21 protein-coding genes are annotated in these 20,177 nt (G+C 62.8%); 18 read left to right on the forward strand and 3 right to left on the reverse strand.

The genetic code is table 11. From position 1 onward, the window contains the following. Positions 1-75 precede the first annotated feature (75 nt). The 11 genes from argC to EPD80_RS09545 all read left to right on the forward strand — a co-directional run bounded on the left by argC (position 76) and on the right by EPD80_RS09545 (position 10,047). Positions 76-1,110: an N-acetyl-gamma-glutamyl-phosphate reductase gene (gene argC / locus EPD80_RS09495; protein WP_142811324.1), complete on the forward strand. Its 1,035-nt coding sequence runs from the start codon at positions 76-78 to the stop codon at positions 1,108-1,110. An 85-nt stretch (positions 1,111-1,195) separates the two neighbouring features. Next, a complete protein-coding gene (gene erpA, locus EPD80_RS09500; protein ID WP_142803684.1) occupies positions 1,196-1,546 on the forward strand; it encodes an iron-sulfur cluster insertion protein ErpA in 351 nt (116 codons plus the stop codon). A 44-nt stretch (positions 1,547-1,590) separates the two neighbouring features. Then, positions 1,591-4,053: a heavy metal translocating P-type ATPase gene (locus EPD80_RS09505; protein ID WP_142811326.1), complete on the forward strand. Its 2,463-nt coding sequence runs from the start codon at positions 1,591-1,593 to the stop codon at positions 4,051-4,053. An 11-nt stretch (positions 4,054-4,064) separates the two neighbouring features. Beyond that, positions 4,065-4,280, forward strand: a complete 216-nt coding sequence (gene ccoS, locus EPD80_RS09510) for a cbb3-type cytochrome oxidase assembly protein CcoS (protein WP_142803681.1) — start codon at positions 4,065-4,067, stop codon at positions 4,278-4,280. A 291-nt stretch (positions 4,281-4,571) separates the two neighbouring features. Continuing rightward, positions 4,572-6,014 (forward strand): cytochrome-c oxidase, cbb3-type subunit I, encoded by a 1,443-nt coding sequence (gene ccoN / locus EPD80_RS09515; protein ID WP_142803680.1) that lies wholly within the window; start codon positions 4,572-4,574, stop codon positions 6,012-6,014. 13 nt (positions 6,015-6,027) lie between these two features. After that, positions 6,028-6,669, forward strand: a complete 642-nt coding sequence (gene ccoO, locus EPD80_RS09520) for a cytochrome-c oxidase, cbb3-type subunit II (RefSeq protein ID WP_142803679.1) — start codon at positions 6,028-6,030, stop codon at positions 6,667-6,669. A gap of 16 nt (positions 6,670-6,685) precedes the next feature. Beyond that, positions 6,686-6,862 carry a cbb3-type cytochrome oxidase subunit 3 gene (locus EPD80_RS09525; RefSeq protein ID WP_142803678.1) on the forward strand — a complete coding sequence of 59 codons (177 nt, stop codon included), beginning with the start codon at positions 6,686-6,688 and terminating at the stop codon, positions 6,860-6,862. A gap of 1 nt (position 6,863) precedes the next feature. Beyond that, positions 6,864-7,763, forward strand: a complete 900-nt coding sequence (gene ccoP / locus EPD80_RS09530) for a cytochrome-c oxidase, cbb3-type subunit III (RefSeq protein WP_142803677.1) — start codon at positions 6,864-6,866, stop codon at positions 7,761-7,763. A 115-nt stretch (positions 7,764-7,878) separates the two neighbouring features. Further along, entirely contained in the window at positions 7,879-9,318 is a 1,440-nt protein-coding gene (gene ccoG, locus EPD80_RS09535; protein WP_142803676.1) for a cytochrome c oxidase accessory protein CcoG, read from the forward strand. A gap of 6 nt (positions 9,319-9,324) precedes the next feature. Next, positions 9,325-9,855, forward strand: a complete 531-nt coding sequence (locus EPD80_RS09540) for a FixH family protein (protein WP_142803675.1) — start codon at positions 9,325-9,327, stop codon at positions 9,853-9,855. A gap of 12 nt (positions 9,856-9,867) precedes the next feature. Continuing rightward, positions 9,868-10,047 (forward strand): DUF3149 domain-containing protein, encoded by a 180-nt coding sequence (locus tag EPD80_RS09545; protein ID WP_142803674.1) that lies wholly within the window; start codon positions 9,868-9,870, stop codon positions 10,045-10,047. Between the two features lie 94 nt (positions 10,048-10,141). On the opposite strand, the gene EPD80_RS09550 is transcribed toward EPD80_RS09545, so the two are convergent. After that, positions 10,142-10,585 carry a universal stress protein gene (locus EPD80_RS09550; RefSeq protein ID WP_142803673.1) on the reverse strand — a complete coding sequence of 148 codons (444 nt, stop codon included), beginning with the start codon at positions 10,583-10,585 and terminating at the stop codon, positions 10,142-10,144. A 187-nt stretch (positions 10,586-10,772) separates the two neighbouring features. Between EPD80_RS09550 and EPD80_RS09555 the strand changes: the two genes are divergently transcribed. Both EPD80_RS09555 and EPD80_RS09560 read left to right on the forward strand, forming a co-directional pair. After that, a complete protein-coding gene (locus EPD80_RS09555; RefSeq protein WP_390613101.1) occupies positions 10,773-12,173 on the forward strand; it encodes an MBL fold metallo-hydrolase RNA specificity domain-containing protein in 1,401 nt (466 codons plus the stop codon). Positions 12,174-12,288: 115 nt separating this feature from the next. Next, a complete protein-coding gene (locus EPD80_RS09560; protein ID WP_221928946.1) occupies positions 12,289-13,962 on the forward strand; it encodes a PHA/PHB synthase family protein in 1,674 nt (557 codons plus the stop codon). 18 nt (positions 13,963-13,980) lie between these two features. On the opposite strand, the gene EPD80_RS09565 is transcribed toward EPD80_RS09560, so the two are convergent. After that, positions 13,981-14,718 (reverse strand): helix-turn-helix domain-containing protein, encoded by a 738-nt coding sequence (locus EPD80_RS09565; RefSeq protein ID WP_142803670.1) that lies wholly within the window; start codon positions 14,716-14,718, stop codon positions 13,981-13,983. A 127-nt stretch (positions 14,719-14,845) separates the two neighbouring features. Between EPD80_RS09565 and hemN the strand changes: the two genes are divergently transcribed. The 5 genes from hemN (at position 14,846) to EPD80_RS09590 (ending at position 19,552) form a co-directional block, all read left to right on the forward strand. Further along, positions 14,846-16,237: an oxygen-independent coproporphyrinogen III oxidase gene (gene hemN, locus EPD80_RS09570; RefSeq protein ID WP_142803669.1), complete on the forward strand. Its 1,392-nt coding sequence runs from the start codon at positions 14,846-14,848 to the stop codon at positions 16,235-16,237. A 9-nt stretch (positions 16,238-16,246) separates the two neighbouring features. Next, positions 16,247-16,948: a sulfite exporter TauE/SafE family protein gene (locus tag EPD80_RS09575; protein WP_142803668.1), complete on the forward strand. Its 702-nt coding sequence runs from the start codon at positions 16,247-16,249 to the stop codon at positions 16,946-16,948. Between the two features lie 82 nt (positions 16,949-17,030). Continuing rightward, on the forward strand, positions 17,031-17,564 hold the full coding sequence (gene ppa / locus EPD80_RS09580; RefSeq protein WP_142811330.1) for an inorganic diphosphatase: 534 nt from the start codon (positions 17,031-17,033) through the stop codon (positions 17,562-17,564). 15 nt (positions 17,565-17,579) lie between these two features. Beyond that, a complete protein-coding gene (locus EPD80_RS09585; protein WP_142811332.1) occupies positions 17,580-19,217 on the forward strand; it encodes an NAD+ synthase in 1,638 nt (545 codons plus the stop codon). After that, positions 19,214-19,552 carry a P-II family nitrogen regulator gene (locus tag EPD80_RS09590; protein WP_028874947.1) on the forward strand — a complete coding sequence of 113 codons (339 nt, stop codon included), beginning with the start codon at positions 19,214-19,216 and terminating at the stop codon, positions 19,550-19,552. Before EPD80_RS09585 ends, EPD80_RS09590 begins: the two co-directional genes overlap by 4 nt. Before the next feature lie 6 nt (positions 19,553-19,558). Here EPD80_RS09590 and EPD80_RS09595 read toward each other — a convergent pair whose 3' ends face one another. Continuing rightward, a complete protein-coding gene (locus tag EPD80_RS09595) occupies positions 19,559-20,173 on the reverse strand; it encodes a Smr/MutS family protein (protein WP_142811334.1) in 615 nt (204 codons plus the stop codon). Positions 20,174-20,177 lie beyond the last annotated feature (4 nt).

Here is a 20,177-nt window from a genome sequence, read left to right on the forward strand (position 1 = left end):
TCGCCGTTTCAGCACGCTCGATTTTCGGCGTTCTCGGGCGATAATTGCACGCTGTGATCTCAAGGAGGCGAAACGATGATCAAGGTTGGCGTGGTCGGTGGCACAGGTTATACGGGGGTGGAGTTGTTGCGTCTGCTCAGCCGCCATCCCGAGGTGTCGCTCGAGGCGATCACCTCGCGCACCGAGGCCGGCATGCCGGTGTCCGAGATGTTTCCCAGCCTGCGGGGTCACGTGAATTTGCGTTTCTCGACGCCGGACGAGGCAAGACTCGATCGTTGCGACCTCGTCTTCTTTGCCACCCCGAATGGCGTGGCCATGAAAGAGGCACGGCGGCTGTTGGACGCCGGGGTGCGCCTCATCGACCTCTCGGCCGATTTTCGCCTGGCCGATGCCGACCAATGGGAGCGCTGGTATGGCATGACGCACGCTGCGCCCGAACTCCTCGAGGAAGCCGTCTACGGTTTGCCGGAAGTTGAGCGCGAGGCGATCGCCCGGGCGCGTCTGGTGGCCAACCCCGGTTGCTATCCCACGGCGGTGCAACTCGGCTTTCTGCCGCTGCTCGAGGTGAATGCCGTGGCCCGTGACTGGCTGGTGGCCGATTGCAAGTCTGGCGTCTCCGGCGCCGGGCGCAAGGCCGAAGTCCATACGCTCTTTGCCGAAGCGGCGGACAACTTCAAGGCCTATGGGGTGGCCGGGCATCGCCATCTGCCCGAGATTCGGCAGGGGCTGCAGCGCATCGCCCGCGGCCTGCCGGTGGAATTGACCTTCGTGCCGCACCTCACGCCCATGATCCGCGGCATCCATGCCACTCTCTATGCTCGGCTCGCGGACCCATCGCTCGACGTGCAGTCGCTCTTCGCCGAGCGTTATGCCGGAGAACCCTTCGTGGACGTGCTGCCGGCGGGTTCTCATCCGGAGACGCGTTCGGTGCGCGCGAGCAACGTGTGCCGCATCGCCGTCCATCGGCCTCAAGGGGGCGAGATCGTCGTCGTGCTTTCCGTGATCGACAATCTCGTGAAAGGTGCGGCGGGGCAGGCGGTGCAGAACATGAACCTGATGTTCGGTTTCCCCGAGACGCTGGGGCTCGACCTCGTGCCGGTGAGCCCTTGAACTAACGGGAACGGGGAACGGCGAGCGCCCTTTCCGGTCCATAACCACGTCGCCTCTGCGACGACCCTGACGAGGAGCCCATATCATGACGACCGAAACCCAGACCGACGACGTACTCGTTTTTACCGACAGTGCCGCCGCCAAAGTGCGCGAGCTGATCGAAGAAGAAGGTAACCCGGCGCTCAAGCTGCGTGTATTCGTGACCGGGGGTGGTTGCTCCGGATTTCAGTACGGTTTCACCTTCGACGAGGAAGTGGCCGAAGACGATGCCGTGATCGAAAAGGGCGGAGTGACGCTGCTCATCGATTCCATGAGTTACCAATATCTGGTCGGCGCCGAGATCGACTACGTGGAAGGGATCGAGGGGGCCCAGTTCGTGATCCGCAACCCCAATGCGACCACCACCTGCGGCTGCGGACAGTCTTTCTCCGTTTGATATTTGCGTAGTAAGAAAGGAAACCAAGGCGGACGCAGGCAGAGATGAACGAAGCCACCCTTGAGCAGGCGGAGATCGCTGCGGACGCCGATCTCGATTGCTATCACTGCGGCCTGCCGATTCCACCGCAGACGCATTTTTCCGTGGTGATCGACGGGCGGGCGCGGCGCATGTGTTGCGCCGGCTGCGTGGCCGTGGCGCAGGCCATCGTCGACAACGGCCTGGGCGACTATTACCGCCACCGCGATGCCATGCCCGAGCCGGTGCGCGAAGCCTTGCCCGAGGTGGTGCGAGAGCTCGAATCCTTCGATCTGCCCGAACTCACCGAGCAGGTCTCACGGGCGGTGGGCGAGCACGAGCGCGAGGTCACCCTCATCCTCGAGGGCATCACCTGCGCAGCCTGCGTCTGGCTCAACGAGCAGCACCTGCGCCGCCAGCCCGGCGTCACCCACGTCGAGATCAATTACGCCACCCGCCGCGCGCTGGTGCGCTGGGATCCTGAGCGTACGAGCCTGTCGCGTATCCTCAAGGCGATCGCCGAAATCGGCTATCGCGCCTACCCTTTCGATCCGAAGAAAGCCGAAGAGGTTGCGCAGCGCGAGCGGCGATCCATGCTCTGGCGCGTGTTCGTGGCCGGCTTTGCCTCGATGCAGGTCATGATGTACGCCATCCCCACCTACTTGGCGGGCGAGGGCGAGATGCCGGCCGACATCGAGCGCTTGTTGCGCTGGGCGAGCCTCGTGCTGACCCTGCCCGTGGTGTTCTACTCCTGCGGCCCTTTTTTTGCCAATGCCTGGCGCGATCTGCGACTGCGGCGTGTCGGGATGGATGTGCCGGTGGCCTTGGGCATCGGCGTGGCTTTTTTGGCCAGTCTATGGTTTACCCTCACCGACGGGGCGGAGGTTTATTTCGACTCGGTGGCGATGTTCGCCTTTTTTCTGCTGGGTGGGAGATTCCTCGAAATGCTCGCCCGTCAGCGGGCGGTGCGCGGGCTGGAGGAGGTCGCCCGCGTCATTCCTGCCGTGGCCGAACGTCTGGAAGCAGGGATTTGGCAGCGTGTGCCGGTGGCACGGCTCGCGCCGGGCGATCGTATCCGCGTACGTCCTGGACAGACCATCCCGGTCGACGGGCGGATCCTGTCGGGGTACGGCGAAGTGAGCGAAGCCATCCTTACGGGAGAGAGTCGCCCCATTCCCAAGAACGAAGGGGATAGGGTACTCGGCGGCAGTCTAAACGGAGGTGGGGTGCTCGAAATCGCCGTCGAGCGGGTCGGCGAAGAAACCCGGCTCGCGACCATCCGTCGCACCATGGAGCGGGCTCAAAGCGAAAAGCCCGCAATCTCCACGCTCGCCGAGCGCTACGCCGGCCTCTTCATCGTGGCCGTGCTGGCATTGGCGTTGCTCACCGCCGTGCTTTGGAGCTGGCTCGACCCGGCTCGCATCGTTCCCATCGTCGTCTCGGTACTCGTCGTCGCTTGTCCCTGCGCCCTGTCCTTGGCCACTCCCGTGGCCTTGACCGCGGCCACCGATGCCTTGATGCGTTCGGGGGTACTGGTAACGCGCGGACATGCCATCGAGACTTTGGCTCGGCTCACCGACATTGCGTTCGACAAGACCGGTACACTCACGCGGGGGCAGCTGGCTGTGGCCAAGGTGCTCCCGCTCTCCGGACATGACGCGCAGCAATCGCTGGCGCTGGCTGCGGCGCTGGAGGCGGCGAGCGAACATCCGATCGCCCGCGCTTTCGCCGACGTGACGCCCATGGACGTTTCGCTCGAGGCGCTGGAAGTGGTCACCGGACAAGGTTTGAGCGCCCGCATCGGCGGACGTCGGGTGCGGATCGGCCGCCCCGAATGGGTCGCCGAACGGTTTTCCTTGCCTCCCCTGGCGCAAGCAGGGAGCGACATCGATCCGACGCTTACCTGGGTGGCGCTGGCCGACGAAACGGGCTGGATGGCGCTTTTCGGTTTGACCGACGTCGTGCGCGACGAAGCTCCGGCCCTGGTGCAGGAGCTTCATGCGCTCGGCGTGCGTACGCATCTCTTGTCCGGAGACGCGCCCGAGATCGTCTTCCATGTTGCACGAGCCCTCGGCATCGACTCGGCACGCGCCGCGCTCACTCCCGAGGGCAAGATCGAGGCCTTGCGGGAAGTGATGGCACGGCCAGGGAGCGTGGTCGCCATGGTCGGCGACGGGGTCAACGACGCTCCGGTGCTGGCGGGGGCACACGTGTCGGTGGCCATGGGCGAAGGGGCGGATCTTGCCCGACTCAACGCCGATGTCGTGCTGCTTGGCAGCGATCTCTCGGGCGTCGCACGCGCCGTACGCCATGCACGCCGCACGCTCGTGGTCGTGGCGCAGAACCATCGCTGGGCGTTCACTTACAACCTTCTCGCCATTCCCTTTGCCATGGCCGGCTGGGTGACGCCGTGGATGGCGGGTCTGGGAATGGCGGCGAGCTCCTTGGGTGTCGTGCTCAACGCACTGCGCCTGCAACGCGCTCCATAGGCTCTGAGACGATGGAAAGCCTCTATATCCTGATCCCCTTGTCGGTCGTGCTCGTGTTCGTCATCGGACTCGTCTTCTGGTGGTCGGTCAGGAGTGGACAGTTCGACGATCTCCAGGGGCCGGCCTACCGCGTGCTCTTCGAGGACCGCGACGAGGCGACTGAAAAAGCGACGGCTGCCTCGGACCATGATATCGGCAAGTCGGGTGGAAATGTCGATGAACGATGAGTTTCTTTGACGTGCATCAAAAACCTCTGGATTGATAAGGGATAGAATCGACTCCGGTTTGGGTGCGAGTCCAAGCCTTTTTGGGTTCCTTGTCTCTCTGTTGGGGTTGGGGCACGCAGGCGCGTGCCCTTTTTTTCTTTCTCCGGCCACGTTTCGTCGAGTTTGTTACGTCATCGACTAAAATGTTGACCGAAGTCAACACGGCTTTGCTCGCGCGGCGTATCCTACCGCTTGTCGCAGTCGGCGGACGCGCCGGGGTGATTTCGGTAAGTTCTCATTGGAGAGGTGACCATGCAAACGGAAGCGACTTATAACTACAAAGTCGTACGCCAGTTCGCCATCATGGCAGTGGTGTGGGGCATCGTAGGGATGCTGGTCGGGGTGTTGATCGCCGCCCAGCTGGTCTGGCCGCAGCTCAATTTCCCGCAGCTCGGCGAGTGGTTCCATTTCGGGCGGTTGCGTCCGCTGCACACGAATGCGGTGATTTTCGCCTTCGGCGGCTCGGCGCTCTTCGCTACGTCCTACTACGTGGTGCAACGCACCTGCCATACCCGGCTCTTCGCGCCGGGCCTGGCGGCTTTCACCTTCTGGGGTTGGCAGCTCGTGATCGTGCTCGCGGCGCTGTCCTTGCCGCTGGGCTTCACCACCGGTAAGGAATACGCCGAGCTCGAGTGGCCGATCGACATCCTCATCACCCTCGTATGGGTGGCGTACGCCGTGGTGTTCTTCGGCACCATCGCTCAGCGCAAGGTGAGCCACATCTACGTCGCCAACTGGTTCTATGGCGCCTTCATCATCGCCGTGGCGCTGCTGCACGTGGTCAATAGCATGGCCATGCCCGTGTTCGAAGCGGGTATCCTCACGCCGAAATCCTATTCGGCCTACGCCGGGGCGCAGGATGCCATGGTGCAGTGGTGGTATGGTCACAACGCCGTGGGCTTCTTCCTCACTGCCGGGTTCCTGGGCATGATGTACTACTTCGTTCCCAAGCAGGCCGGCCGTCCGGTGTATTCCTATCGGCTCTCCGTGGTGCACTTCTGGGCCCTCATCTTCACCTACATGTGGGCCGGTCCGCACCACCTGCACTACACGGCGCTGCCCGACTGGACCCAATCGCTCGGCATGATCTTTTCGCTGATCCTGCTCGCGCCTTCCTGGGGCGGGATGATCAACGGCATCATGACGCTCTCCGGTGCCTGGCACAAGCTGCGTGACGACCCGATCCTGAAGTTCCTCATCGTGTCGCTCTCCTTCTACGGTATGTCCACCTTCGAAGGGCCGATGATGTCGGTGAAGACGGTCAACGCCTTGTCGCACTACACCGACTGGACGGTGGGCCACGTGCACTCCGGTGCGCTCGGCTGGGTGGCGATGGTTTCCATCGGCTCGCTCTACTATCTGGTCCCGCGGCTCTACGGCAAAGTCGAGATGTATTCGCGTGATCTGGTCACGGCGCACTTCTGGATCGCGACGATTGGCATCGTGCTCTACATCGCCTCGATGTGGATCTCCGGGGTGATGCAGGGTCTGATGTGGCGCGCCACCAACGTGGACGGCACGCTCACCTATGCCTTCGTCGAATCGGTGAAAGCCTCCTATCCGTTCTGGACCATCCGGGTGCTCGGTGGGCTGCTCTTCCTGGTCGGAATGCTGCTGATGGCCTACAACGTATTCAAGACCGTCGCGGGCGCCAAACCCGTCGATGCGCCGGTGCTGGCTCCGGCTCATGCCTGAGGGAGAATGAATCATGGCGAATTCCAAGCACGAGCTCATTGAACGCAGCGTGACGCTGCTCATCGTGGCGACCTTGTTGGTGGTGAGTGTCGGAGGATTGGTGGAGATCGTGCCACTCTTCTTCCAGCATTCGACCACCAAGCCGATCGACCGGCAGGGCAACCCGCTCGACGTGAAACCCTACGATGCGCTGCGCCTCACCGGCCGCGACATCTATATCCGCGAGGGCTGTTACAACTGCCATTCGCAGATGATTCGTCCCTTCCGTGCCGAGACCGAGCGCTATGGTCACTACTCGGTGGCGGGCGAGTACATCTACGATCGTCCCTTCCAGTGGGGTTCCAAGCGCACGGGTCCCGACCTGCACCGTGTCGGGGGGCGTTATTCGGACACCTGGCATATCGCGCACCTACGCAATCCGCGTGACGTGGTGCCCGAGTCCAACATGCCTGCTTTCCCGTGGCTCGATCGGCCCATCAGCCAGCGCGACATCAATGCCATTCAGGGCAAGATGAAAGCGCTCCGTACCTTGGGACATCCCTATACCGACGAGGAGATCGCGCAGGCCCCGGCCATGCTCGAAGGCAAGACGGAGATGGAAGCACTGGTGGCCTATCTGCAGGGTCTCGGTCGGGCGTTGTCCAATTTCCAATGAGTGAAAGGAGGGCGTGATGGACATCAACGACCTGCGTAGTGCGGTAACGGTGGCAGCCTTCCTCTGTTTCCTCGGAATCTGCGTGTGGGCCTATAGCCGTGCTGCCAAACCGGGGTTCGAAGAGGCCTCGCGCCTGCCGTTCCTCGAGGACGACGAACCGATGCTCGCCAACGATCACACGGAAGGGAAATAAAATGGCTGACTTCGTGAGTGGATTCTGGAACATGTACGTGATGGTGTTGGTCGCCGTCAGTTTCGTGTTCTGCATCGTCATCATCATGCTGAACATGCGCGTCAGCGGCAAGGTCGGAGAGCTACAGCCGCACAAGTGGGACGAGACGCTGCAGGAATGGAACAACCCCTTGCCGCGTTGGTGGATGTATCTGTATTGGATCACCATTTTCTTCGGCATCGCCTATCTCATCATCTACCCTGGTTTTGGCGCCTTTCCGGGGATCGCCAAGTGGACTTCGGTCGGTCAGTGGGAGCAGGAGATGAAACGGGCCGACGAGCAGTACGGTCCGAAGTTTGCCAAGTATCGCAACATGGACGTCAAGGCGGTGGCGGCCGACCCCGAAGCGATGGCCATGGGCAAGCGGCTGTTTCAAACCTACTGCATGCAGTGCCACGGCGCGGACGCACGAGGCGCCAAGGGCTTCCCCAATCTCACCGACAACGACTGGCTCGGTGGGGATGGTTCGCCCGAGTACATCAAGACGACCATCGCTCAAGGGCGTATCGGGGTGATGACGCCGTTCAAGGACATCCTCTCCGAGGAGCAGATCCGCGACGTCGCCCACTACGTGCGCTCGCTCTCGGGGCTGTCGCATGATGCGCCACGGGCCGAGCGTGGGGCAACGGTGTTCGCCGAGAACTGTGCCGTGTGCCATGGACCGGACGCCAAGGGCAATCCGCTGCTGGGAGCGCCCAACCTCACCGACGACATCTGGCTGTGGGGTTCGTCCGAAGCCCAGATCATCGCCATCGTGACCAACGGCATCCAGAACCGTATGCCGGCGTTCGGGGAATTCCTGGGTGAAGACAAGGTCCATATCCTTACCGCCTACGTGTGGGGGTTGAGCAACAAGCAGTGATGCTGTAGGGTAGTACCGTGGGATCGCGGCGGGCGCCATGCGCCTCGCCGCGTCTTGCCGCACGAGCAACGATCGCTTTCGCCGTGCGGATTCACAACGACGAGCCCATCTCTACATGAACGAGCCACTGAAAACTTCCGCGATGTCCGCCAAGGAGAGATCCAACGGCGCCGACGAGGTGCCGTCCTCTCTCTACGCCAAACGCAAGAAGCTCTACGTGCGATCCACCACGGGCCCTTTCCAGCGGCTGCGGTGGTTTTTCGTCTTCCTCACGCAGGCGATCTTCTACGGTTTTCCGTGGCTCACCTGGAACGACCGTCAGGCGGTGCTCTTTCACCTGGTAGAGCGCAAGTTCTACTTGTTCGGGTGGGTGTTCTGGCCCCAGGACGTCTTCTATCTCTCGCTCATCCTGATTCTCTCGGCCTATGCGCTCTTTTTCTTCAGTGCCGTGGCGGGGCGGGTGTGGTGTGGCTATACCTGTCCGCAAACCGTCTATACCGAGATCTTCATGTGGTTCGAAGAGAAGATCGAGGGTGATCACGTCAAACGGCGCAAACTCGACGCCTCGCCCTGGACGGTGGAGAAGATTGTCAAGCGCAGCACCAAATACGCCATATGGATCGTCTTCTCGCTCTTCACCGGCTTTACGCTGGTGAGCTACTTCACGCCGCAAAAAGAATTGTGGCAGTCTTTGCAGACGTTCAGCTTCGGCCCCTGGGAAACCTTCTGGATCTTTTTCTACGCTGGATTCACTTTTCTGCTCGCAGGGGTGCTGCGCGAGCAAGTCTGCAAATACATGTGCCCCTACGCGCGTTTCCAGGGCGTGATGTTCGATCCGGACACCCTCATCATCACCTACGATGCCGAGCGCGGCGAACCGCGTGGGCCGCGTAAGAAAGGGGTCGATCCCCGTTCTTTGGGCTTGGGGGATTGCATCGACTGCGGCATCTGTGTGCAGGTCTGCCCTACGGGCATCGACATCCGCAATGGCCTGCAGTACGAATGTATCGCCTGTGCCGCCTGCATCGATGCCTGCAACCAAGTGATGGACAAGATGGGCTATCCCCGCGGTCTCATCCGTTACACCACCGAGAACGCGATGAAGAATCACTGGGATCGGGCACGGACCTTCCGGCGCGCTCTGCGGCCGCGAGTGCTCATCTACGGCGTCATTCTCATCGTCGTGGCTTCGGTGCTTTTCTGGAAAATCGCCACACGCCCCGACGTGCGCGTAGACGTCATACGGGATCGCGCCTCGCTCGCACGGGAGGTTCGCGGTGGTTGGATCGAGAACGTCTATACGCTCAACATCATGAACATGGTGGAGCGGCCTCGCCGTTTCACGCTCTCTGTAGGGGGGCTGCCCAATATCGTCATGGAAGGGCCCAAGGAATTCGACGTGCCCGCGGTGAGCATTTTCCCGCTGACGGTTCAAGTTCGCGTCCCGGCCGGGGCGGTGGATGCAGGAACACACAAAATCTATTTCGAAATCAAGGTGGTGGATGAGCCCGAGAACGTGACGCGGGAACTGGCCACTTTCATCATGCCGGAGTGAGAAACGATGGAAGCACGGATTTCTTCACGGAACAGTTCTCAGACGCTACCTTGGTATCGTCAAAAGTGGCCTTGGTTGCTCATGTTGCCGCCGGCCGTGGCGGTCGTGGCGGGGTTCGCCACTTTGTGGATCGCGATCGCGACCTGGGACGGTTTGGTTACCGACGACTATTACAAAGAGGGGTTGGCGATTCGCCAAACCTTGGACCGCTCGCTCAAAGCGGGTGAGCTCGGCCTCGTCGCTTATGTGGGCATGGACGCGGAGCGGCTATGGCTGCGCTTCGACGAGGAGCGCGCCAAGGCCAAGCCTCCCTTCCTCGTGGTGACCCTGACCCACCCCACCCGTTCCGGAATGGACCAGGTAGTGCGCCTGGTCCGCGACCAGGGGCGCTATGTCGCTCCGATCCAACCCATCAATGCCGGTCGTTGGCTGGTACAGATCGAAGATGAGTCCCGAGAGTGGCGCCTGAACGGGACCGTGTATGTGCCCACAGAGAGCGAGGTGAGAATCGAACCGTTCGTGCCTGCAGCAGACTAAGGAGGACGTGTCATGTCCGACGCATTACGAGAATTGCTTTCTTCGGGAATCGGCTGGTTGAGCCTTTTTACCATCGCCTTCATCATCGTGATGGCGGTCTACATCTACCGCTACGTCACGCGGCAGATCCAGGAGGAGGAAAAAAATGCTGCCTCCTCTGCGGGGCAGCAACGGCGGCAACATTCTTCCTAGATCGAATCGAAGGCCGCGACAGCGGCCTTTTTTCTTTGGGCACCGCGGACGGCGCCGTCGCTTGGCGGTTCCTTGCGCGCCCGTGTGCCTGGTTTCAGCGAAAGACGAGCACCGGCAACTTGCTGTGGGTGAGCACTTTTTGCGTTTCGCTGCCCAGCAGCAATCCTGCCAGGCCGCGCCGTCCGTGCGAGGCCATGAAGATGAGGTCGCAGCCGTGTCGCTGAGCGCAATCGATGATCGCCTCCCAGGGGGTGTCACTGACGATGGTGTCGGTTTCGCAGGGAACATTCTCTTTGTCCGCCAACGCTTTGGCCTCCGCCAGGATGCGATCCGCTTCTTCCTTGGCTGCGCGGCGGAATTGATCCGGGGTGGTCGGATCGATCAGGGCGCCTTCACCATAGACTGGTAGGGGAAAGTCGGGCTGGGCATAGAAAAAAGTGATCTTTGCGCCGATGCTCTTGGCAAAGGCGACGGCGCGCTCGCAGGCGCTACGCGACAGATCCGAACCGTCCGTCGGCACTAGGATGTGCTTGAACATCGTCGCTCCTTCCTTGGGTGAGGTAACATTGTTTCATTATAACCACAGGCAGGTGGGGTGCAAGATGGTTCGAACGGGACGCGCGCAGGGGAAGTGGCCAAAGCACGAGGGGAAAGATGCAGTTCGCGGCCCGAGCCCGCACCGGCGGACTCGGTTCGAAGATCGACCTGCTCCTGCGGCGCCCGAAGTGCGTTTTTTGGGCGGGGTGCAGGAAGTTACCGGTTCATGCTTTCACGTGAGCGCACCCGAGGGGAATTTTCTCGTCGAGTGCGGTATGTTCCAGGGCGGACGTGAAGCCAAGCGTAAGAACCTCGAGGCGTTTCCTTTCGATCCCTGGGCATTGCAGGCCGTGATCCTTTCTCATGCGCATCTCGATCACTCCGGCCTGCTACCGCGACTGGTAGCCCTCGGCGCCCGGGCACCGGTGCACGTCACCGAAGCCACGGCCGACCTGCTGGAAGTGATGCTGCTCGACAGCGCCTACATCCAGGAAAAGGAGTGGGAATGGCTGTCCAAGCAGTCGCATCGCACTCGACGTCGTTTGCTGCTAACCGATGCGCCGCTCTACACGGTGGTCCAGGCGAAGGAGAGTCTGCGCTGGCTGCGACGGCACGATTATGGTCGCTGGTTTCCCGTGATGCAGGGCGTACGGGCGCGATTTCATGACGCTGGTCACATCCTGGGTTCGGCCATCGTCGAGCTGGAGCTCGAGCGGGTTGATGGTGTGCGCCGGCGGTGGGTCTTCAGTGGAGATCTGGGCATGCCGGGACGCCCTTTGGTGCGCGACCCAACGCTGATTCCTGACGCCGACGTCGTCTGGGTGGAGTCGACGTATGGCGATCGGGAGCATCGCCCTTGGGACGACTCGGTCGCCGAGCTGGAGACGGTATTACGGGAGACTTTGCCTCGGGGCAACGTCGTGATTCCATCGTTTGCCGTTGGCCGTACCCAGGAGATGATCCTCGTATTGGCCGATCTGGTTCGGCGAGGTCGTTTGGGTTCGCTCAACGTGGTGGTCGACTCGCCCATGGCGACCGAGGCGAGCAAGATCTCGGCGCGGCACCTCGATTTGTGGGATGAGCCCAGCCGCGAACTCTTCGCCTGGATGCAACGGTACCGCGACCGTTTTCACGTGCGTTTCACGGCGAGCGTGGAGGAATCGATGGCGCTCAACAACGTGCGCTCGGGCTTGGTCATCATTTCGGCCAGTGGCATGTGCGAGGCCGGTCGCATCAAATATCACCTAAAATACAATCTACCCCGTCCAGAATGCGCCATCGTCATTGCCGGCTTCCAGGCGATGGGTACCCTGGGGCGGCGTCTCGTCGATGGAGCGCAGCAGGTGACGATTTTCGGGGAACGAATCCCGGTTCGTGCTGGTCTGCATACGATAGGAAGCATGTCGGCGCATGCCGACCGCCTAGGGCTGCTTGCCTGGCTGCGGGGATTCCGCCGCCCCCCTCAGCAGTGTTTCGTCACCCATGGTGAAGTGAACCAGTCACAGGCGTTCGCGCAGACGGTACGCGATACGCTCGGCTGGACCCACGTCGAGGTAGCGGTTCGCGGTCAAAGGTGGCAGGATTCTTGACAACGAGGAGGTCTTCATGGCCAGGAGCAAGGCAAGGGCACGAAATTCGCGTCAGGACTCGAATTGGGAGGTCGCGCATCGTATCGAGGAGACTCCCGAACAGGTGGCCGAAATCATGCATCGGGCAATGGAGGGAACTTTCGATCCGTTGGGCAACGTCGCCCCCATTCTGCATGCTCAGGTGCTGTGGGCATTACATCCGGTGGCGCTGTGGTCGAAGGAGATCGAGCTGGGCAAGCGCAACGTAGCGCTGGTGCGCTACATCGCGCAGCGGCTCTCGGGTCAGGAAGTCGAGCCCCCCTTCGTGCCCGAACCTTATGACATCCGTTGGGATCACCCCGCATGGACCGAATCGGTTTGGTGGTCGGGGCTACAGCAGAGCTACCTCGGCTGGGGGCAGTCCTTGGTCGAGATGGTGCGCCAGACTCCGGGACTGGACGAGCGGGAGCGGCGGCGCGCCGTTTTTTGGACCGGCGAGTTCGTCAATGCGCTTGCCCCCACCAATTTCTTCTGGACCAACCCCAAGGCGCGCCAGCTCGCCGTGGAAACCAGTGGTCTGAGTCTGCTCGAAGGCTACAAAAATTTTCTCTCTGACATGGCCGCCGGCATGGTACGGATGACCCGGCCCGATGATTTCCACGTCGGGGTGAATCTGGCCACCACGCCCGGGGACGTGGTGCATCGCAATTGGCTGGTGGAGATCATCCGTTATACACCGACCCAGCCTCAGGTGCGTCGGCGCCCCATCGTGATCGTTCCTCCGTGGATCAACAAGTTCTACGTGCTCGATCTCACGCCCGACAAGAGCATGGTGAAGTATCTCTGCGACCAAGGGTTCGAGGTCTTCATCATCAGCTGGAAGAACCCCACGCGCGAGATGGCCGATACGACGTTCGACGACTATCTCACCCATGGCATCGACGTGCTGGTGGAGACGGCACGTTCGATCACCGGTGCCGACAAGGTCAATGCCGTGGGCTATTGCATCGGTGGCACCGCGCTGGCGTCCTATCTCTCGGTGATCAACCGCAGGGTGGGCGTCGAGGCTTCGCCCGTGGCAAACGCGACGTTTCTCACCACGCTCGTCGATTTTTCGGCTCCGGGCGACATCGAAGTCTTCATCGATCCAGCCACCGTCGATTTTCTCTGCCGCAAGATGCAGATCGATGGCTACTTGCGCGGTGAAGACATGGCCGAGGCGTTTCGCTTGTTGCGCTCCAACAGCCTCATCTGGCGTTACATCGTGCATGGCTGGCTCTATGGCGAGGAGCCGGCGCCGTTCGACGTGCTCTACTGGAACATGGATCCGACGCGCATGCCGGCGAAGATGCACTGCTGGTATCTGCGCGAGCTCTATCTCAACAATCGCCTCATCCAGCCCGATGCGCTGACCCTGGCGGGCGTTCCCGTGGATCTGCGCCAGATCGTGCAGCCGGTCTATGCCGTGGGCACCGAAGACGATCACATTGCCCCCTGGCAGCAGACTTTCAAGCTACTGCGGCACGTGCGCGGGCCGCGGCGCTATGTGCTGTCGAGCTCGGGTCACATCCTGGGTATCGTCAACCCGCCGAAAGATCCACCAAAGCGCAAGTACTGGGTGAGCGACGTCGGCGATCCGGTGCCGCGAGCCGATTCCTGGCTCAAGTCGGCACCCGAGCATCCCAACAGCTGGTGGGACGATTGGGTCGCCTGGCTCAGACCGCAGGCGGGCGAACTGGTGGCGCCGAAGGACCCGGCGAGCGTGCCTTCACTCGGAAAGGCGCCGGGAAGCTACGTCCTCGAGCGCTGACGGCGCGCCGGTTCGTGTTTAGTGAGACAGGGGCGCCTGGATGAGACCACGCAGGCGCTCCCGATCGCGCAGCCGGATGTTCTTGTGCTGCACCTCGATGAGCCCTTCTTCTTGAAAGTGGGATAGGGTGCGGGAGACCGTCTCGAGTTTGAGCCCGAGGTAGGAGCCGATTTCTTCGCGCGTCATCCGCAGCCGAAATTCCGTGCCCGAGAAACCGCGGGCGGCGAAGCGCTGCGCCAGGTTGAGCAGGAATGCGGCCAGGCGCTCTTCGGCGCGCATGGTGCCGAGCAGCATCATGACGCTTTGTTCGCGTACGATCTCGCGCGAGAGTACCTTGTGAAACTGCGCCTGTAGCCCCTGGATCTCGCGTGCGAGCGCTTCGAGGCGGGCGTATTCGATCACACAGGCTTCGCTGTCTTCGAGTGCGATGGCGCTGACGACGTGCTGCCCCGTGCTGATGCCGTCCAAGCCCAGCAGCTCACCGGTCATCTGGAACCCGGTGACCTGCTCTCGGCCATCCTCGAGCACGATGGTGGTCTTGAACGAACCGGCGCGGATGGCATAGAGCGCCTGAAACGGCATGCGCGCCTCGTAGAGGGACTGATGGCGCCGCAGCTTGCGGCGCGTGCCAACGAGCTCTTCGATGCGGGCCACGTCTTCTTCGCTCAGCCCGACCGGCAGGCACAGTTCCATCAGGTTGCACTGGGAGCAGGCCACGCGCAATTGGCGCAAGGTGGGCGGAAGTTGGAGGTCCATTGTGCTTCTCTGGGGGGAAAGGAAACGTTTTCGTTGATGACGGTCAACCTGTCGTCGGCCGTTTCGTGCCATATTATGAGAATCTAACGCAGGAAAACCAGGTGGGCGTCCGTCCATGAGTGCTACGATGCAAGAAACCCATCGCCTCGTCGTCGATCCGGAGCTGATCCGGCGCTTCGACATCAGCGGGCCGCGCTATACCTCCTATCCGACGGCGGATCGCTTCGTCGAAGCCTTCGGGCCGGCCCAGTATGCCCGCTGGCTCGGGAGCCGCGAAGTCGGAGGCTTGAACCGGCCGCTGTCATTATACGTGCACATCCCCTTCTGTAATACGATTTGTTACTATTGCGCCTGCAACAAGATCATCACCAAGGATCATTCCCGCAGCGCGCGCTATCTCGATTTCCTCGAGCGCGAGATCGACCTCGTCGATCGGCATCTGGCCGGTGGCCGTGAGGTCACTCAGTTGCATTTGGGCGGCGGTACGCCCACTTTCCTTGCCGAAGACGAGATGCGCCGGTTGATGGAGGTGATCCGGGCGCGCTTCCTGCTCGCCGAGCACGGTGAATTTTCCATCGAAGTCGATCCGCGCAAGGTGGAGGCGGCGCAGGTGGCCTTGCTCGCCGAGCTCGGTTTCAACCGCATGAGCATCGGGGTACAGGACTTCGACCCGCTGGTGCAGGCGGCGGTCAATCGCATCCAGAGTTTCGACGAAACGGCGGCGGTGCTGGAGGCGGCGCGCGAAAACGGCTTCAAGTCGGTGAGCATGGATCTCATCTATGGTTTGCCGCACCAGACGGTGGAGCGCTTTGCCGCCACGCTCGAACGGATGATCGAACTCTCGCCCGATCGCCTCTCGCTCTACAGCTATGCCCACCTGCCGCGGCTCTTCAAGCCGCAGCGGCGCATCGAGGAGGCGGCCCTGCCCACGGCGGCCGACAAGCTCGGCATCATGAAGTACGCTATCGAGCGCCTGGTCGATGCCGGTTACGTCTATATCGGGATGGATCACTTCGCCAAGCCCGACGACGAACTGACGATCGCCCAGCGGCAGGGGCGGTTGCACCGCAATTTCCAGGGGTATTCGACCCAGGCCGAGTGCGACATGATCGCCTTCGGCATTTCCTCCATCAGCAAACTGGGGGCGATCTACGCGCAGAATCACAAGACGGAGGAAGACTACTACGACGCGCTCGAGCGCGGTGAGCTGCCGGTGCTGCGCGGCGTGGAGCTGACCGCCGACGACGTGCTGCGCCGCTCCATCATCCAGGCGTTGATGTGCCATTTCGAGCTGTCGATCGAGTCGATCGAGATCGCGCACCTCATCGATTTTCGCCGCTATTTCGCCCCGGAGTTACACGACTTGGCGCGCATGGCCGAGGCAGGGCTGGTGGAGATCGGGGATCGCTGGATCACGGTGTTGCCACCGGGGCGGCTGCTGGTGCGGGCGATCGCCATGGTGTTCGACCGCTATCTGCGCCACGATCGCGAGCGGGCGCGCTATTCGCGCGTGATCTGAGGCAGCGGCGTGGCTTGGAACGGTTTTCTCGCGGTCTTCCTCATCGGCCTCCTGGGCGGAGTACATTGCCTCGGCATGTGCGGCGGCATCGTCGGCGCCTTGTCGCTGCAGACGGCGCAGGGGGCGAAGTGGCCGCTGCATCTGGCCTACAACCTCGGCCGTATCACCACCTACACGCTGCTCGGCGCAGTGCTGGGCTGGCTGGGGGCCATCGGCGGAATGCTCGAAGGAGTGCTGCCGGTTCAGCTCACGTTCTACGTGCTCGCCAATCTCATGCTCGTGGCCATGGGGCTCTATTTTCTCGGCCAGACGCGCTGGCTCGCCCCGCTCGAGCGCGCCGGGCATCGCCTGTGGCGGTGGGTGCAGCCGGCCACACGCCGTTTCCTGCCGGTGCGTTCGGTGGCGCAGGCGTTTCCGCTCGGTCTGCTGTGGGGGTTTTTGCCCTGTGGGCTCGTCTATAGCGTGCTCGCGACGGCGCTGCTTGCGGGTGACGGGTTGCGTGGCGCCGGGGTGATGCTCGCGTTCGGTTTGGGTACGTTGCCGAATCTGCTCGCTGCGGGGCTGCTGTTGCGGCGCTTTCGCAACGTGGCAGGACACCCCTGGGTGCGCCGCGCCGCGGGCCTCCTGGTGGTCGCCTTCGGGCTGCTGGGGCTGTGGCGCGCGCCGCAGCTGGGCGGGATGATCTGGCAGGGCGTGGTCTGTCACCCCTGAAGCCGCAAAAGGGCGTTATATAATCCTCCTCCAGTCGAGCCGGTTCTTCCGGCCGGGTTTTTTGTACGAGTGAGGAGTTTCCATGGCTTTCGAATGCGTTTCCGCTGGCAAGGACGTGCCCAACGACATCAACGTCATCATCGAGATCCCGGCGCAGTCCGATCCGATCAAATTCGAGGTGGACAAGGAGAGTGGCGCCATTTTCGTCGACCGTTTCATGGGCACGACGATGCGCTATCCGCTCAATTATGGCTACGTGCCGCACACGGTGGCGGGGGATGGCGATCCGGTCGACGTGCTCGTCGTCACGCCGTTTCCCCTGCAGCCGGGGGTGGTGATCCGTTGCCGCCCGGTGGGTTTGCTGAAGATGGAAGACGAATCGGGCGTCGATGCCAAGGTGGTGGCGGTGCCGGTGTCCAAGCTCACCCCGCTCTATGACAAAGTGCAGTCACTCGAGGATCTGCCGGAGCTCCTGCTGAAACAGACCGTGCATTTCTTCGAGCACTACAAGGATCTGGAACCGGGCAAGTGGGTCAAGGTGCTCGGCTGGGCGGGCGTCGAAGAGGCCAAGCAGGAGATCCTCGCCGGCGTGAAGAACGCTTCGTCGGCCAAGTAAAACGGCCCCGATGGAATGAGCGCACTGCGCCTGGGCTTGGCCCAGATCGATCCGGTGGTGGGGGATTTCGCCCACAACGAGGCGCTCATCGCCGGGGCATTTGCTCGCCTGGCAGCCCAGGGCGCGGAGCTCGTCCTCACGCCGGAACTCGCCCTGAGCGGTTATCCACCCGAAGATCTGCTGTTGCGCCCTGACTTCTACCGCGCGGCGCGGCGTCATCTGGAATCTTTGGCAGCGCGTACGGCGGCGGGGCCGGCGCTGCTCGTCGGCGTGCCCTGGGCCGACGAGGGCGGGCGATTCAACGCGGCGGCGCTGCTGCGCGATGGCCGAATCGACGGGCTCTATCGCAAGCGCCGCTTGCCGAACTACGCCGTCTTCGACGAGAAACGCTACTTCTGCGCGGGTAATGAGCCCTTCGTCTTCACCCACCAAGGCGTGCGGGTGGGGGTGGTGATCTGCGAGGATGCCTGGTCGGCAGGGCCGGTAGAAGAGACGGTGGCGCAGGGCGCGGAGCTCGTCGTGGCGCTCAACGCTTCGCCCTACCACCAGCAGAAGTGGCGTGAGCGGCAAGCCGTGATCGCCGAGCGGGTCCGGGCCTCCGGCCGGGCGTTGCTCTACCTCAACATGGTGGGGGGGCAGGATGAGCTCGTCTTCGACGGCGCTTCCTTCGCGCTCGACGCGCAAGGCGCCTTGGCTTGGCAGGGACCGTTCTTCGCCGAGAACGAGGCGGTGATCGAGTGGCGTGAGGGGTATTGGCGGCCGCATGCGCCTTCCTTCGAGCCCTTGCCGCCGGAAGAGGAGCTTTATCGGGCGCTGGTGTCGGGGGTGCGCGATTACCTCGGCAAGAACGGTTTCCCCGGCGCGATCATCGGTCTATCGGGGGGGATCGATTCGGCGCTCACGCTGTGCCTCGCGGTCGACGCCTTGGGGCCGGAGCGCGTGCGCGCCGTGATGCTGCCTTCGCCCTATACGGCGGCGATGAGCCTGGAAGACGCCGCGACGCTCGCTGCCCGGCTCGGGGTGCGCTATGACGTCATCCCCATCGAGCCGGCGATGAACACGTTCGCGGCGATGCTGGAGCCTTTCTTCGCCGGCTTGCCGCCGGATACCACCGAAGAGAACCTGCAGTCGCGCATCCGCGGGGTGCTCCTGATGGCGCTTTCCAACAAGACGGGGGCGCTGGTGCTCACCACCGGCAACAAGAGCGAGATGGCCACCGGCTACGCCACGCTCTACGGCGACATGGCAGGCGGCTTTGCCGTGCTCAAGGACGTCTACAAGACCCAGGTCTATCGGCTCGCGCGCTGGCGCAACCGCGACGGTGAGGTGATCCCCGAGCGTATCATCACGCGTCCGCCTTCGGCCGAGCTCAAACCCGATCAATGCGACCAGGATTCTTTGCCGCCCTATGAGGTGCTCGATCAGATCATCGAGCGCTACATGGAATGGGAATGGTCGCCCCGTGAGATCATCGCCGCCGGGTTCGACGCCGCGGCGGTGCGGCGCGCCGTGACGCTTTTGAAACGTAGCGAATACAAACGGCGCCAGGCGCCGATCGGTGTACGGGTGAGCCGGCGCGCCTTTGGTCGTGATTGGCGCTATCCCATCACGGCGCGCTATGCCGACGAATACGACGAGGAGAGCGGATCATGAAGAAGATCGAAGCGATCATCAAGCCGTTCAAGCTCGACGAGGTGCGCGAGGCGCTCTCCGAGATCGGGGTGAGTGGTCTGACCGTCACCGAGGTCAAGGGCTTCGGTCGCCAGAAAGGGCATACGGAACTCTACCGTGGTGCCGAATACGTGGTCGATTTCCTGCCGAAGATCAAGGTGGAGGTGGTCGTCACCGACGATCGCGTCGCCCAGGTGGTCGACGTCATCATGGAGACGGCGCGCACCGGCAAGATCGGCGACGGCAAGATCTTCGTGCTGCCGGTCGAGCAGGTGATCCGCATCCGCACCGGCGAGACCGACGGCAACGCGATTTGAGGCGGCTCACTCGCGCGGGGCGCGCAGCAGGACGATGAGGGCGCCGCTGCCGCCGCGCGTGGGCGGGGCTTCGCAGAAAGCGAGGATCTCGTCGCGCTGCGCGAGCCAGCGCCGCGACAAGTGGCGCAGCACGGAGAAACCGCCCGGCGAGCGCAACCCCTTGCCGTGGATGACGCGAATGCAGCGCAAGCCTCGGTGTCGGGCGCGGGCGAGGTAGGCCGAGAGCGCCTCGCGCGCCTCGATGCGTGTCAAACCGTGCAAGTCGATCTCGCCTTGCAGCGCCCAGCGGCTACGGCGCAGGTCGGTGAGAACACGCCGGGGCACGCCTGGGCGCAAAAAGTGCGTTTCTTCGTCTGCTTCCAGCCAGTCTTCGAGTTCCAGCGGGGCGAGCAGCTCCTCGGCGAGGATGGCGCGTTCGTCGGCGAGCTTTTGCCGCGGCACCGGCGCCGGGCGCGGGCGTTCAGGCTCCACGCGCGGGGTGAAAGAGAGCGGGCGAACGCCCTCGCGCCAATCCGCTTCTTCGGGGATCGACTTCGAGGGCGCAGCGCCGACCCGGCTCGAGCCTTGCTTTTTGAGCTCGACCAAAGGTGTCGCCCAGGCCGGAGGACGCGGGCGGGCCATCGGG

The organism is Tepidiphilus olei (assembly GCF_006980705.1).
GTDB lineage: Bacteria > Pseudomonadota > Gammaproteobacteria > Burkholderiales > Rhodocyclaceae > Tepidiphilus > Tepidiphilus olei.